The organism is Enterobacter sp. 237C8, assembly GCF_034106865.1.
Classification (GTDB): Bacteria; Pseudomonadota; Gammaproteobacteria; order Enterobacterales; family Enterobacteriaceae; genus Enterobacter; species Enterobacter asburiae_B.
Genome location: NZ_JAWNDF010000003.1, coordinates 97,325 through 110,278, shown reverse-complemented (window position 1 = coordinate 110,278; position 12,954 = coordinate 97,325). Strand labels below are relative to the sequence as shown.

The 12,954-nt window shown below is 57.2% G+C and carries 11 protein-coding genes; 6 read left to right on the top strand and 5 right to left on the bottom strand.

What is annotated here, in order from left to right:
* The first annotated feature begins 116 nt into the window (after positions 1-116).
* The gene (gene plsC, locus USF70_RS12240; protein WP_023333413.1) at positions 117-854 is read left to right on the top strand and encodes a 1-acylglycerol-3-phosphate O-acyltransferase; all 738 of its coding nucleotides are present in this window, start codon (positions 117-119) and stop codon (positions 852-854) included.
* A gap of 58 nt (positions 855-912) precedes the next feature.
* Positions 913-2,325, top strand: a complete 1,413-nt coding sequence (gene ftsP, locus USF70_RS12235; RefSeq protein WP_033146650.1) for a cell division protein FtsP — start codon at positions 913-915, stop codon at positions 2,323-2,325.
* Positions 2,326-2,355: 30 nt separating this feature from the next.
* Here the strand turns inward: ftsP and USF70_RS12230 are convergent, their stop codons facing one another.
* The gene (locus USF70_RS12230) at positions 2,356-3,831 is read right to left on the bottom strand and encodes a TrkH family potassium uptake protein (protein ID WP_033146649.1); all 1,476 of its coding nucleotides are present in this window, start codon (positions 3,829-3,831) and stop codon (positions 2,356-2,358) included.
* A 199-nt stretch (positions 3,832-4,030) separates the two neighbouring features.
* Between USF70_RS12230 and USF70_RS12225 the strand changes: the two genes are divergently transcribed.
* A complete protein-coding gene (locus USF70_RS12225) occupies positions 4,031-6,202 on the top strand; it encodes a YgiQ family radical SAM protein (RefSeq protein ID WP_048979110.1) in 2,172 nt (723 codons plus the stop codon).
* 84 nt (positions 6,203-6,286) lie between these two features.
* Here the strand turns inward: USF70_RS12225 and dkgA are convergent, their stop codons facing one another.
* The gene (gene dkgA, locus USF70_RS12220; protein WP_033146647.1) at positions 6,287-7,114 is read right to left on the bottom strand and encodes a 2,5-didehydrogluconate reductase DkgA; all 828 of its coding nucleotides are present in this window, start codon (positions 7,112-7,114) and stop codon (positions 6,287-6,289) included.
* Between the two features lie 105 nt (positions 7,115-7,219).
* Positions 7,220-8,383: an alcohol dehydrogenase gene (yqhD, locus tag USF70_RS12215; protein ID WP_033146646.1), complete on the bottom strand. Its 1,164-nt coding sequence runs from the start codon at positions 8,381-8,383 to the stop codon at positions 7,220-7,222.
* Between the two features lie 195 nt (positions 8,384-8,578).
* On the opposite strand from yqhD, the gene USF70_RS12210 reads away from it, so the two are divergent.
* On the top strand, positions 8,579-9,478 hold the full coding sequence (locus USF70_RS12210; RefSeq protein ID WP_033146645.1) for an AraC family transcriptional regulator: 900 nt from the start codon (positions 8,579-8,581) through the stop codon (positions 9,476-9,478).
* A 44-nt stretch (positions 9,479-9,522) separates the two neighbouring features.
* Here USF70_RS12210 and yghB read toward each other — a convergent pair whose 3' ends face one another.
* Both yghB and metC read right to left on the bottom strand, forming a co-directional pair.
* A complete protein-coding gene (yghB, locus tag USF70_RS12205) occupies positions 9,523-10,182 on the bottom strand; it encodes a DedA family general envelope maintenance protein YghB (protein ID WP_023309176.1) in 660 nt (219 codons plus the stop codon).
* A 143-nt stretch (positions 10,183-10,325) separates the two neighbouring features.
* Positions 10,326-11,513, bottom strand: a complete 1,188-nt coding sequence (gene metC / locus USF70_RS12200; protein WP_033146644.1) for a cystathionine beta-lyase — start codon at positions 11,511-11,513, stop codon at positions 10,326-10,328.
* 251 nt (positions 11,514-11,764) lie between these two features.
* Here metC and exbB point away from each other — a divergent pair, with 251 nt between their 5' ends.
* Together exbB and exbD are read left to right on the top strand one after the other, a co-directional pair.
* Positions 11,765-12,496 carry a tol-pal system-associated acyl-CoA thioesterase gene (gene exbB, locus USF70_RS12195; protein ID WP_023333405.1) on the top strand — a complete coding sequence of 244 codons (732 nt, stop codon included), beginning with the start codon at positions 11,765-11,767 and terminating at the stop codon, positions 12,494-12,496.
* A 4-nt stretch (positions 12,497-12,500) separates the two neighbouring features.
* Entirely contained in the window at positions 12,501-12,926 is a 426-nt protein-coding gene (exbD, locus tag USF70_RS12190; RefSeq protein ID WP_023309173.1) for a TonB system transport protein ExbD, read from the top strand.
* Positions 12,927-12,954 lie beyond the last annotated feature (28 nt).

The following is a 12,954-nucleotide window of genomic DNA, read 5'->3' as shown; positions in this document are numbered from 1 at the left end:
CCCGTAAAATCGTTGTTAATTCGTGCGTTGCGATTAACAATACGCGCTCGTAATAAAGTCCTTACCTGGCCACAGGTGAAGTATAATTGTCAGCTGTTGGGGCTTCAGAGGTCGCTATGCTATATATTGTTCGTCTTATTCTTACCGTTATCTACTGCATTCTGGTCTGTATTTTCGGCTGCATCTATTGCTTGTTCAGTCCGCGTAATCCGAAGCATGTTGCCACCTTCGGCCATATGTTCGGTCGTCTTGCGCCGCTGTTTGGTCTGAAGGTTGAAAAACGTCTGCCTGAAGGGGCGGAGAATTTCGGTAACGCTATCTATATCGCCAACCATCAGAACAATTACGATATGGTGACCGCCGCAAATATCGTTTTGCCACCGACCGTGACGGTGGGGAAAAAAAGCCTGCTGTGGATCCCGTTTTTTGGCCAGCTGTACTGGCTGACCGGTAACCTGCTGATCGACCGTAACAACCGTGCGAAAGCGCACAGCACCATTGCGGAAGTGGTCAATCATTTTAAAAAGCGCAGAATCTCAATCTGGATGTTCCCGGAAGGAACGCGCAGCCGCGGCCGCGGCCTGCTGCCGTTTAAAACCGGTGCGTTTCATGCCGCAATTGCGGCAGGTGTTCCAATTATTCCTGTGTGCGTTTCCAATACTTCGAATAAGATTAATCTTAACCGCCTGAATAACGGGCTGGTGATTGTCGAAATGCTGCCACCCGTCGATACCAGCAAATACGGTAAAGACCAGGTGCGCGAGCTGGCAGCGCACTGCCGTGAGCTGATGGCTCAGCATATTGCGCAGCTCGACAAAGAAGTCGCAGAGAGAGAAGCCGCCGGTAAGATTTAATCCGGCGTTGAAGGGAAAACGAATTCCCGCGTTGTTAGTCGTTTCAGATGGAGCTTATATGTCACTCAGTCGGCGTCAGTTTATTCAGGCTTCCGGGATCGCCCTTTGTGCGGGTGCGATGCCGCTGACAGCCAGCGCCGCCGGGCAGCAGCAGCCGCTGCCCATTCCGCCATTAATTGAATCCCGTCGCGGTCAGCCGCTTTTCCTGACGCTGCAGCGTAGCCACTGGTCCTTTACCCAGGGGACGCGCGCGCCGGTCTGGGGCATTAACGGACGTTACCTTGGGCCGACCATACGCGTGTGGAATGGCGATGACGTAAAGCTCATCTACAGTAACCGTACCCCTGAAAATGTCGCCATGACCATCAGCGGCTTACAGGTGCCTGGCCCGTTGATTGGCGGCGCGGCGCGAATGATGTCACCCAGCGCCGACTGGGCGCCCGTTCTGCCGATTCGCCAGAGCGCGGCCACCCTGTGGTATCACGCCAACACGCCTAACCGCACGGCGCAGCAGGTTTATAACGGCCTGGCCGGAATGTGGCTGGTGGAAGATGAGGTCAGCAAATCCCTGCCGATCCCCAACCACTACGGCGTGGATGACTTCCCGGTTATCATCCAGGACAAGCGTCTGGATAATTTCGGTACGCCAGAATACAGCGAGCCGGGCAGCGGTGGCTTTGTCGGCGATACGCTGCTGGTCAACGGCGCGCAAAGCCCGTATGTGGAAGTTTCGCGCGGCTGGGTGCGCCTGCGTCTGCTCAACGCGTCTAACTCGCGCCGCTATCAGCTGCAAATGAGCGATGGCCGTCCGCTGCACGTGATCTCCGGCGACCAGGGCTTTTTACCGGCGCCGGTTTCCGTCAAACAGCTGGCGCTCTCGCCGGGCGAACGTCGCGAAGTTCTCATTGATATGACCAATGGGGATGAAGTGTCTGTCACCTGCGGTGAAGCGGCCAGCATTGTGGACCGCATTCGCGGGTTCTTTGAACCGTCGAGCATTCTTGTCTCTACTCTGGTTCTGACCCTGCGCCCGACCGGTCTGCTGCCGCTGGTGACCGATAGCCTGCCAATGCGCCTGCTGCCGCAGGAGATCATGAGCGGCTCGCCGGTGCGTAGCCGTGATATCAGCCTGGGCGACGACCCGGGCATCAACGGCGCGCTGTGGGACGTCAACCGCATCGACATTACCGCGCAGCAGGGCACCTGGGAGCGCTGGACGGTCCGTTCAGATATGCCGCAGTCGTTCCATATTGAAGGGGTGGCATTCCTGATCCGCAACGTCAACGGTGCGATGCCGTTCCCGGAAGACCGCGGCTGGAAAGATACCGTCTGGGTGGACGGTCAGGTCGAACTGCTTGTCTACTATGGTCAGCCTTCGTGGCCGCACTTCCCGTTCCTGTTCCACAGCCAGACGCTGGAGATGATGGACAGGGGCTCCGTGGGGCAGATGCTGATCAACCCCGCACCTTAACCCCAACATTCCCGGTTCGCCGGGAATGTTTTATGCCCGCCAGAAAAAGCGCGAGAACAGAATCAGCACCGGGTAAATTTCCAGACGCCCCAGGATCATCGCCGCGCACATCAGCAGTTTTGCCCCCTCGGTTAACGTGCCGAACGTCGACGCCGTCTCGCCAAACCCCAGCCCCATGTTGTTGATGCAGGCGGCAACCGTTGCGAATGCGGTAAACAGGTCGTAGCCCATCAGGTTGAGCGACCAGACAAAAAAGCCTGTGATCATGACGTAGAGAAAAAAGAAGCTCCATACCGAGCGCAGGACGCGTTCATTCACCACGCTTTTGCCCACCTTAATGCTCAGCAGCGCTCTCGGATGCGCCAGCTGGTTCATCTCCTGAATACTCTGCTTGAACATAATGAGAAAACGCAGGGCTTTGATCCCGCCGCAGGTCGAGCCTACGCAGCCGCCAAAAAAGCTGGCGCTCAACAGCAGGAAGATGGTGTGTGCGGGCCATTGGGCATAGTCGGCTGTCGAAAGGCCGTTATCGGTCATCATCGAACTGGCAAGGAAGAAGGCGTGCACCAGGCTATCCGTGGCGTTGTACATCCCGGCATGCCAGACCTGCCAGGCGGTGATGACAATAATCACCGCGGCGGCGCTCAGAAAGAATTTAACCTCCGGGCTGCGGCGAATCGGTTTCAGGGTGCGTCTGACAATGGCGACGTACCAGAGGGTGAAGTTGAACGCGGAAAGCAGTGAAAACGCCCCGGCGACCAACTCAATCGCGTGGCTGTCATAAAACCCAATGCTCTCGCTGCGGGTGGAAAACCCGCCCAACGACACGGTCGACAGCCCGTGACAGAGGGCGTCAAAAAATGACATTCCCGCCAGCCAGTAGGCCAGGGTGCATGCCACGCCCAGCGCGAAGTAGGTTACCCACAGCGTGCGCGCGGTATCGGCAAGGCGGGGCGTCAGACGCTCCTCTTTGAACGGCCCCGGCATCTCTGACTGATAGAGCTTCATGCCGCCGATGCCCAGCAGCGGCAGGACCGCGACGGCCAGCACGATGACACCTAACCCGCCGATAAAATTCAGCTGAGCGCGGTAATAAAGGTATGACTTAGGCAGGGCGCTGACGTCCCCGATGACCGTTGCCCCGGTGGTGGTGATCCCGGAAACCCCTTCAAAGAGCGCGTCGGCAAAGGAGAGCTGTAGCCCGTCATCCATCCAGAGCGGCATGGCGCTAATGAATGAAAACAGCAGCCAGAACAGCACGATAATCACAAACCCGTCGCGGGTGCGAAGCTGTATGCCGGCGTGACGTGTTGCCCGCCAGGTTAGCCCTCCGAGAGTAAAAAAGGTTAAAAAGGTGGTCAGGAAGGCAAAGTAGGTCCGCTCTTTATTCAGCAGGGCGATCACCATCGGCGGCAGCATGGAAAGGCTGTACAGCAGAACCAGAAAACCGCAGAGGTGAAGGACAACCCGCAGCTGGGATACATGTAACGAATCGTTGGGCTTCACGACAGAGCTCCGCGCAATAACACGTTCCGGGACAACTCACCGGAAAATATAGTGAATATTATGATTCAAAATTATCTGGGCGCCGTATTTTAACGACTTCCCCGAATATCTGCCTGCTTCATGCATCCTTTTCTTCAAATCTGGCGGATGAACAGCGTATAATCCCGCTCCTTTTGTCTATTTTTTCTTCGGAAGCATTATGAGCGCAATTTCCCTGATCCAGCCGGATCGTGACCTCTTCTCCTGGCCCCAGTACTGGGCGGCCTGCTTTGGACCGGCGCCATTCCTGCCGATGTCCCGGGAAGAGATGGACCAACTGGGCTGGGACAGCTGCGACATCATTCTGGTCACGGGCGATGCCTACGTTGACCATCCGAGCTTCGGCATGGCCATCTGTGGCCGTATGCTTGAGGCGCAGGGCTTCCGCGTGGGGATCATCTCCCAGCCTGACTGGAACAGCAAAGACGACTTTATGCGTCTGGGTAAACCGAACCTGTTCTTCGGCGTCACCGCAGGCAACATGGACTCGATGATCAACCGCTATACCGCCGACCGCAAGCTGCGCCATGACGACGCCTACACGCCGGATAACGTGGCGGGTAAACGCCCCGACCGCGCGACCCTGGTCTATACCCAGCGCTGTAAAGAAGCCTGGAAAGACGTCCCGGTGATCCTGGGCGGCATCGAGGCGAGCCTGCGCCGCACCGCGCACTACGACTACTGGTCAGATACCGTACGCCGCTCGGTGCTGGTGGATTCCAAAGCCGACATGCTGATTTACGGTAACGGCGAGCGTCCGCTGGTGGAAGTGGCGCACCGTCTGTCGCAGGGTGAGCCGGTGAGCAGCATCCGCGACGTACGCAATACCGCCATTATGGTGAAAGAGGCGCTGCCGGGTTGGAGCGGGGTGGATTCCCGCATCATTGATATGCCGGGCAAAATCGACCCTATCCCGCACCCGTACGGTGAAGATCTGCCGTGTGCCGATAACAAGCCGGTTGAGCCGAAAAAAGCGGAAGCGAAGGCAATCGTTGTGCAGCCGCCGCGCCCGAAACCGTGGGAAAAGACCTACGTGCTGCTGCCGTCCTACGAGAAGGTGAAAGCCGACAAGGTGCTCTACGCGCACGCGTCCCGTATTCTGCACCATGAAACCAACCCGGGCTGCGCCCGCGCGCTGATGCAGAAGCACGGCGAGCGCTTTATCTGGATCAACCCGCCGGCGATCCCGCTCTCCACCGAAGAGATGGACAGCGTCTTTGCGCTGCCGTACAAGCGCGTGCCGCACCCGGCGTACGGTAACGCCCGTATCCCGGCGTATGAGATGATCCGCTTCTCGATCAACATCATGCGCGGCTGCTTCGGCGGCTGTTCGTTCTGCTCCATTACCGAGCACGAAGGGCGTATTATCCAGAGCCGCTCTGAAGATTCGATCATCAATGAGATCGAAGCGATTCGCGACTCGGTGCCGGGCTTTACCGGCGTGATTTCCGACCTTGGCGGCCCAACCGCGAACATGTACATGCTGCGCTGCAAGTCGCCGCGCGCGGAGCAAACCTGCCGTCGCCTCTCCTGCGTCTATCCGAGCATTTGCGAGCATATGGACACCAACCATGAGCCGACGATCAACCTCTACCGCCGCGCGCGGGACCTGAAGGGCATCAAGAAGATCCTGATCGCGTCCGGGGTACGTTACGACATCGCCGTGGAAGATCCGCGCTACATCAAAGAGCTGGCGACGCACCACGTCGGCGGCTATCTGAAGATTGCGCCGGAGCACACCGAGGAAGGCCCGCTGTCGAAAATGATGAAGCCGGGCATGGGCAGCTACGATCGATTTAAAGAGCTGTTCGATACCTATTCAAAGCAGGCGGGTAAAGAGCAGTATCTGATCCCATACTTCATCTCTGCCCACCCGGGCACGCGCGATGAGGACATGGTGAACCTGGCGCTGTGGCTGAAGCAGCGTCGCTTCCGCCTGGATCAGGTGCAGAACTTCTATCCGTCACCGCTCGCTAACTCGACGACCATGTATTACACCGGCAAGAACCCGCTGAGTAAGATTGGTTATAAGAGTGAAGAGGTGGTGGTGCCGAAAGGGGATAAACAGCGCCGTCTGCATAAAGCGCTGCTGCGCTACCACGATCCGAAAAACTGGCCGCTGATCCGTCAGGCGCTGGAAGATATGGGTAAAAAACACCTGATCGGCTCGCGCCGCGACTGCCTGGTACCGGCCCCGACGCTGGATGAGATGCGCGAAGCGCGTCGCCAGAACCGCAATACGCGCCCGGCGCTGACCAAGCACACGCCGATTGTGCATCAGCGTTCGAACGGTAATTCGAGTGTGAAGAAGCCCGTGAAGCGCAAAGCGTAAATAAAAAACCCCGGCGAGCCGGGGTTTTTTATGTCGACACGTAGGCCGGGTAAGGCGAAGCCGCCACCCGGCTTTTTTACGCGATTACCCGCCAAACTGGTCCGGGTCCGGGCCTAAACGTTTACCCTTATCCAGCTTCGCAATCTCACCCAGCTCGTCTTTGTCCAGACGGAAATCCCAGACGTCGAAGTTCTCGGCGATGCGCGATGGCGTGACCGATTTCGGGATGACCACCAGGCCGTTGTCCAGATGCCAGCGAATGACGATTTGCGCCGGGGTTTTACCGTATTTATCCGCCAGCTCACGGATAATCTTTTGATCAAACACCCCTTCGCCGCCCTGCGCCAGCGGGCTCCAGGACTCGGTCTGGATTTTATGCGTAGCGTTCCAGGCGTGTAGCTGGCGCTGCTGCATCAGCGGGTGCAGCTCGATCTGGTTAATCACTGGCGCAACGCCCGTTTCGTCAATCAGCCGCTGCAGGTGATGAACCTGGAAATTACAGACGCCGATGCTTTTCACCAGCCCCTCTTTCTGCAGTTCAATCATCCCTTTCCAGGCATCAACGTAGTGATCGATAGCCGGAACCGGCCAGTGCATCAGCCAGAGATCGACGAAATCGAGCTGGAGTTTCTCCAGGCTCTCCTCCAGCGCTTCGCGGGGACGTTTTTGATCGTCGTTCCACAGTTTCGTGGTGATGAATAACTCATCGCGGGGGACGCCAGCGCTGGCCAGTGCCTTACCCACGCCGTCCTCGTTTTTATATGCGGCGGCGGTATCAATGGACCGATAGCCGACTTCCAGGGCTTTATGAATGGCGGAGACGACCTCGTCGTTACCGGCTTTCCATACACCTAGCCCCAGCTGGGGCATCACGTTGCCGTCCTGCAGCTTGATTACGGTTTGGTTTGCCATTTTTCCTCCTTCAGGTGCGCATCGCCGGAGGGTTCCTCCGGCGATGGGTTGTGCATTAAGTCTGGACGAAATGTCAAAAAACGAAAGTCGGGAGGGCAAAAACGCTTAGCGTGCCGCTTCGTAGATGCGACGGCTCACGTCGAGCGTAATATCGCCGTGCTCGCCCAGGTGGGTCATGCCGTGCTCTTCGAGTTTCGCCAGCAGGGCAGGGATGGAGCTGCCGTCCAGGCCGTAGCCGGACAGACGCGTTGGCACGCCCAGACCTTCAAAGAAGCTGCGGGTCGCTTCGATGGCGGCATCAATACGCGCATCGTCAGAACCCTCGGTGATGTTCCACACGCGCTCGGCATACTGCAGCAGTTTGGCACGCTTGGTATCCCGTTTTTCGTTCCACAGGGCAGGCAGCACAACGGCCAGCGTCTGAGCGTGATCCAGACCGTGCATCGCCGTCAGCTCGTGGCCCAGCATATGGGTTGCCCAGTCCTGCGGCACGCCAGCGCCGATCAGGCCGTTCAGCGCCTGCGTTGCCGCCCACATGACGTTGGCACGAACGTCGTAGTTTTCCGGCTCTTTCAGCGCTTTCGGACCTTCTTCGACGAGCGTCAGCAGAATGCCTTCCGCGAATCGATCCTGAATTTTGGCATCTACCGGATACGTGACGTACTGCTCAACGGTATGAACAAAGGCATCGACCACGCCGTTCGCCACCTGACGCGCAGGCAGGGTGTAGGTGTAAACCGGATCCAGGATCGCGAACACAGGCTGAACGTGTTCGTTCATAAAGGCCTGTTTGTCGCCGGTCGTTTTACGGGAGATCACCGCGCCCTTGTTGGATTCAGAACCGGTGGCCGGCAGGGTCAGCACGGAGCCCATCGGGATTGCGCTTTTAATGTCGCTGCCGCGGGTTTCCAGAATGTGCCACGGATCGATGCCGTCAGCGTAGTGCGCTGCCGCCGCGATGAACTTGGTGCCGTCCAGCACGGAGCCGCCGCCGACGGCCAGCAGGAAGGTGATATTTTCTTCGCGGGCAATTTTCACCGCGTTCATTAGCGTTTCGTAAGACGGATTTGGCTCGATGCCGCCGAACTCACGCACGTCCAAACCGTCCAGGGCGCTGTAAACCTGATCCAGCACGCCGGTTTTTTTCACGCTGCCGCCACCGTAGGTGATCAGTACGCGGGCGTCAGCGGGGATCTGCGCGCGCAGATCGGCGATAGCATCTTTACCAAACAGAATGCGGGTTGGGGTGTGAAGATTAAAGTTGTTCATTGCTCGTTCCCTTTAGTGGGTGAAAAACCGTGGTGGCGCAGAGGGCGACCTGATGCTGCACATTGTGGCCGTCCGGGGCTATCCTCTCAATGCACATTCCTGCCGATGTCTTGCCCATTTCTACAGAGCGCTGGAGAAAGCGCGGAAAAGCACGCACACTGTCAACGTCGGAAACCGTACCCGGAGTAACGTAATATGAACCGTGAAGCGATCTGCCATCAGCTCACTGCGCAGATTAAAAGACTGATAGATAAAGAAAATGGCGTCAGCGATCTGCTTCCTGACATTCGCCTGCTCTACGGCACGCAGCCCGGGACGCGCACGCCGGTCATGTACCAGCCGGGCATCGTTTTTCTCTTCTCGGGCCATAAAATTGGCTATATCAACGAGCGCGTGTTCCGCTACGACACCAATGAATATCTGCTCCTGACGGTACCTTTACCCTTCGAATGTGAAACCTTCGCGACAGAGGCCGTTCCGCTGGCCGGTATTCGCGTCAACGTCGATATTCTTCAGCTGCAGGAGCTGCTGATGGATATTGGCGAAGACGAATTCTTCCAGCCGTCTATGGCGTCGAGCGGGATTAACTCGGCGACGCTGTCGGAAGAGATCCTCTGCGCCATTGAACGTCTGCTGGACGTGATGGAAAGGCCGCTGGACGCGCGTATTCTGGGCAAACAGATCGTCCGCGAAATTCTCTACCACGTGCTGCTGGGCCCGGGCGGCGGGGCGTTACTGGCTCTGGTGAGCCGACAGACCCACTTCAGCCTGATAAGCCGCGTGCTCAAGCGTATCGAAAGCCAGTACACGGAAAACCTCAGCGTCGACCAGCTGGCGGCGGAAGCGAACATGAGCGTCTCGGCGTTTCACCATAACTTCAAGTCGGTAACCAGCACCTCGCCGCTGCAGTACCTTAAAACCTACCGGCTGCATAAGGCGCGGATGCTGATGATCCACGACGGCATGAAGGCCAGCGCGGCGGCGATGCGGGTGGGTTACGAAAGTGCGTCGCAGTTCAGTCGGGAGTTTAAGCGATATTTCGGCGTCACGCCGGGAGAAGATGCATCACGTATAAGAACGATGCAGGGAGCTTAAGCTTTTCCCCTCTCCCCTATGGGGAGAGGGTCAGGGTGAGGGTATCAGGCGCTGCAGTACTTTTTCTTTATCACTACCGCGATGGTTCCCACCAGTCCTGCCACCAGCAGGAACATCGGCAGCACCATCAGGAAGGTCATCACCTGATCTTCATGGTGTTTCACAAAGGGGATCATATTCAGCGCGTAGCCGAGCGTGGTGACCACACCCACCCACAGCAGGGCGCTGAGCCAGTTGAAGAACTGAAAGCGGCGGTTTGACAGACCGGAAATGCCCGCCATCGTAGGCAGAAGCGTGCGAACAAACGCGAGGAAACGCCCCGCCAGCAGTGCCAGCAGGCCGTGGCGATCGAACATGCAGGTCGCACGCTGATGATATTTATGCGGTAACTGCGCCAGCCAGCCTTTCACGACGCGGGTATTCCCGAGCCAGCGGCCCTGCAGATAGCTCAGCCAGCAGCCCAGGCTTGCTGCGGAAGTGAGAATAACCATCGTTGGCGTGAAGTCCATGACGCCTTTCCCGATTAACGCCCCGGCAAGTAAAAGCAGGCTGTCACCGGGTAAAAAAGAGGCTGGCAGTAATCCATTTTCCAGAAACAGAGTTGCGAACATCACGAGGTAAACGATACCGACGACGTGAGGATCCGCCAGCGCGGCAAAGTCGTGTTGCCAGAGCGCCGCGATAATATCTTGAATAACAGCCATGGACTTTCCTGTGGAACAGCAGATATAGCGCTATTGTACTCCCTTATTCGCCCGTCGGGTTTGATCCCGGGCGCAACTCAAGCAGACTTTTCTGCTTGCGGTGTCCACAAAAGCGTCCAGGGAGTACATTTTCAGCCAGCACTCTACACGATACGCTCGAACCCTGCTGCTAAATCGGCAATCAGATCGTCAACGTTTTCTAAACCGATATGCAGTCGAATCAGGGTACCGCTGAAGTCCACTTCACCGCCGGGACGCAGAGCCGCAACCTGTTCCGGCTGGTTAGGCAGGATCAGGGATTCAAAACCGCCCCAGGAGTAGGCCATGCTGAAGAGGGTAAAATTATCCAGATAGCTCGCCAGCTCGTCGTGATTCAGCCGCTTTTTCAGTATGAACGAGAACAAACCGCTGCTGCCCGTAAAATCACGCTGCCAGAATTCGTGGCCTTTACTGCCCGGTAACGCGGGATGATTCACGCGCTCAACCAGCGGATGCTGCGCCAGCCATTCGGCCACCTTCAGGCTGCTTTCATGGTGCTGACGCAGGCGAACGCCCAGCGTGCGGAGTCCGCGGCTGGTCATGTAGGCCGTGTCTGCATCCACCATCTGGCCCATCAGGTAGGCATTTTCACGCAGCTGATCCCAGCAGCGCGCGTTGGAAACCGCGGTGCCAATCATGCCGTCAGAGTGGCCTATCAGGTATTTCGTCGCCGCCTGAATCGAGATATCAATGTCGAACTCCAGGGCTTTAAACAGCACGCCCGCCGCCCAGGTGTTGTCGATCATCACGATCGCCTCTGGCGCTTTGCTGCGCACGGCCTTCACGATAGCCGGTACGTCGTGAACTTCCATGGTGAGCGATCCCGGAGATTCCAGGAACACAATGCGCGTGTTTGGCTGAATAAGTTCGGCAATGCCTTCACCAATCAGCGGGTCGAACCAGCCGGTCGTTACGCCGAGCTTGCTGAGGATTTTGGTGCAGAAGTCCTGGCTGGGCTCGTAGGCGGTGTTGGTCATCAGGATATGGTCGCCCTGTTCCACAAACGCCAGAATGGTGTTGGCGACCGCCGCCGCCCCGCACGGGAACAGCGCGCAGCCTGCGCCGCCTTCCAGCTCGCACATCGCTTCCTGAAGAGAGAAATGGGTTAGCGTGCCGCGACGGCCATAAAACAGCCCGCCTTTCGCGCGATTGCGCGTGGCAATTTTTTTCTCCTCAACGGTATCAAACACCAGCGAGGAGGCTCGTTGAATCACGCTGTTGACCGATCCCTGCGTATATTTTTTGCTGCGTCCTGCCTGTACCAGCGTGGTATCAAGATGCTTCTTTGTCATGTTCGCTAACCCTGTTTTTATACGTCTGGACGTCCAGACTACCACGATTGGAAAAAACTGCACCCCGGGGCTTATCGAATAAGCAGAAAATATTAGCAAAAATTTGCATAAGAAATTTTTACTGCGTAAGCGCAAGGAAAGTGAACGAAAATTACGGCACCATGCAAATACTAATGAGAACTACTATCAATTCGACGACGTTTTGATATTATTACGCTCAGATTTTGTGATTTGCGTCCTGGAGATACAGAGTGGGTAATAATTTGATGCAGACGGATCTCTCCGTTTGGGGCATGTATCAGCATGCTGACATCGTGGTTAAGATTGTGATGATCGGCCTGATTCTGGCGTCCGTTGTCACCTGGGCTATCTTCTTCAGCAAAAGCGCCGAGCTGCTTTCGCAGAAGCGTCGCCTTAAGCGGGAACAGCAGCAGCTGGCTGAAGCCCGCTCTCTGGATCAGGCTTCAGATATGACCTCATCCTTCCACGCCAAAAGCCTGACCACCCTGTTAGTGAACGAAGCGCAGAACGAACTGGAACTCTCCGCTGGCAGTGAAGATAACGAAGGCATCAAAGAACGTACCGGTTTCCGCCTGGAGCGTCGCGTTGCGGCCGTTGGCCGACACATGGGACGCGGCAATGGCTATCTGGCGACCATCGGCGCGATCTCACCGTTCATCGGTCTTTTCGGTACGGTCTGGGGCATCATGAACAGCTTTATCGGTATCGCGCAGACCCAAACCACCAACCTGGCGGTCGTGGCGCCGGGTATCGCAGAAGCGCTGCTGGCGACGGCAATCGGTCTGGTCGCCGCTATCCCGGCGGTGGTTATCTACAACATCTTCGCACGCATGATTGGCAGCTACAAAGCCACGCTGGGTGATGTTGCCGCGCAGGTTCTGCTGCTGCAAAGCCGCGATCTCGACCTGAACGCCAGCTCGGTTAAGCCGGTGCACGCGGCGTCTAAACTGCGCGCAGGTTAAGAGTATGGCGATGCGTCTAAACGAAAATCTGGACGATAACGGCGAAATGCATGAAATCAACGTGACGCCGTTTATCGACGTCATGCTGGTTCTGCTGATTATCTTCATGGTGGCCGCGCCGCTGGCGACGGTGGATGTGAAGGTCAATCTGCCTGCCTCTTCCAGCCAGCCCCAGCCGCGCCCGGAGAAGCCTATCTACCTGTCGGTGAAAGCGGATAAATCCATGTTCCTCGGGAACGACCCGGTGACGGCCGACTCTGTCATCCCGGCGCTGGAGCAGCTTACGGGCGGTAAGAAAGACACCACGGTCTTCTTCCGCGCGGATAAAACCGTTGATTATGAAACCATGATGAAGGTAATGGACACGCTGCATCAGGCGGGTTACCTGAAGATTGGACTGGTCGGCGAAGAGAAAGCGGCCTCGAAGTGATAAAGAAGCTGGCGAAAGCCGGCTTTTT

Bases quoted from the DNA above. Each gene is read 5' to 3' on its own strand.
- plsC (WP_023333413.1), top strand. From the start codon at position 117: ATGCTATATATTGTTCGTCTTATTCTTACCGTTATCTACTGCATTCTG.
- ftsP (WP_033146650.1), top strand. From the start codon at position 913: ATGTCACTCAGTCGGCGTCAGTTTATTCAGGCTTCCGGGATCGCCCTT.
- USF70_RS12225 (WP_048979110.1), top strand. From the start codon at position 4,031: ATGAGCGCAATTTCCCTGATCCAGCCGGATCGTGACCTCTTCTCCTGG.
- dkgA (WP_033146647.1), bottom strand. From the start codon at position 7,114: ATGGCAAACCAAACCGTAATCAAGCTGCAGGACGGCAACGTGATGCCC.
- yqhD (WP_033146646.1), bottom strand. From the start codon at position 8,383: ATGAACAACTTTAATCTTCACACCCCAACCCGCATTCTGTTTGGTAAA.
- USF70_RS12210 (WP_033146645.1), top strand. From the start codon at position 8,579: ATGAACCGTGAAGCGATCTGCCATCAGCTCACTGCGCAGATTAAAAGA.
- yghB (WP_023309176.1), bottom strand. From the start codon at position 10,182: ATGGCTGTTATTCAAGATATTATCGCGGCGCTCTGGCAACACGACTTT.
- metC (WP_033146644.1), bottom strand. From the start codon at position 11,513: ATGACAAAGAAGCATCTTGATACCACGCTGGTACAGGCAGGACGCAGC.
- exbD (WP_023309173.1), top strand. From the start codon at position 12,501: ATGGCGATGCGTCTAAACGAAAATCTGGACGATAACGGCGAAATGCAT.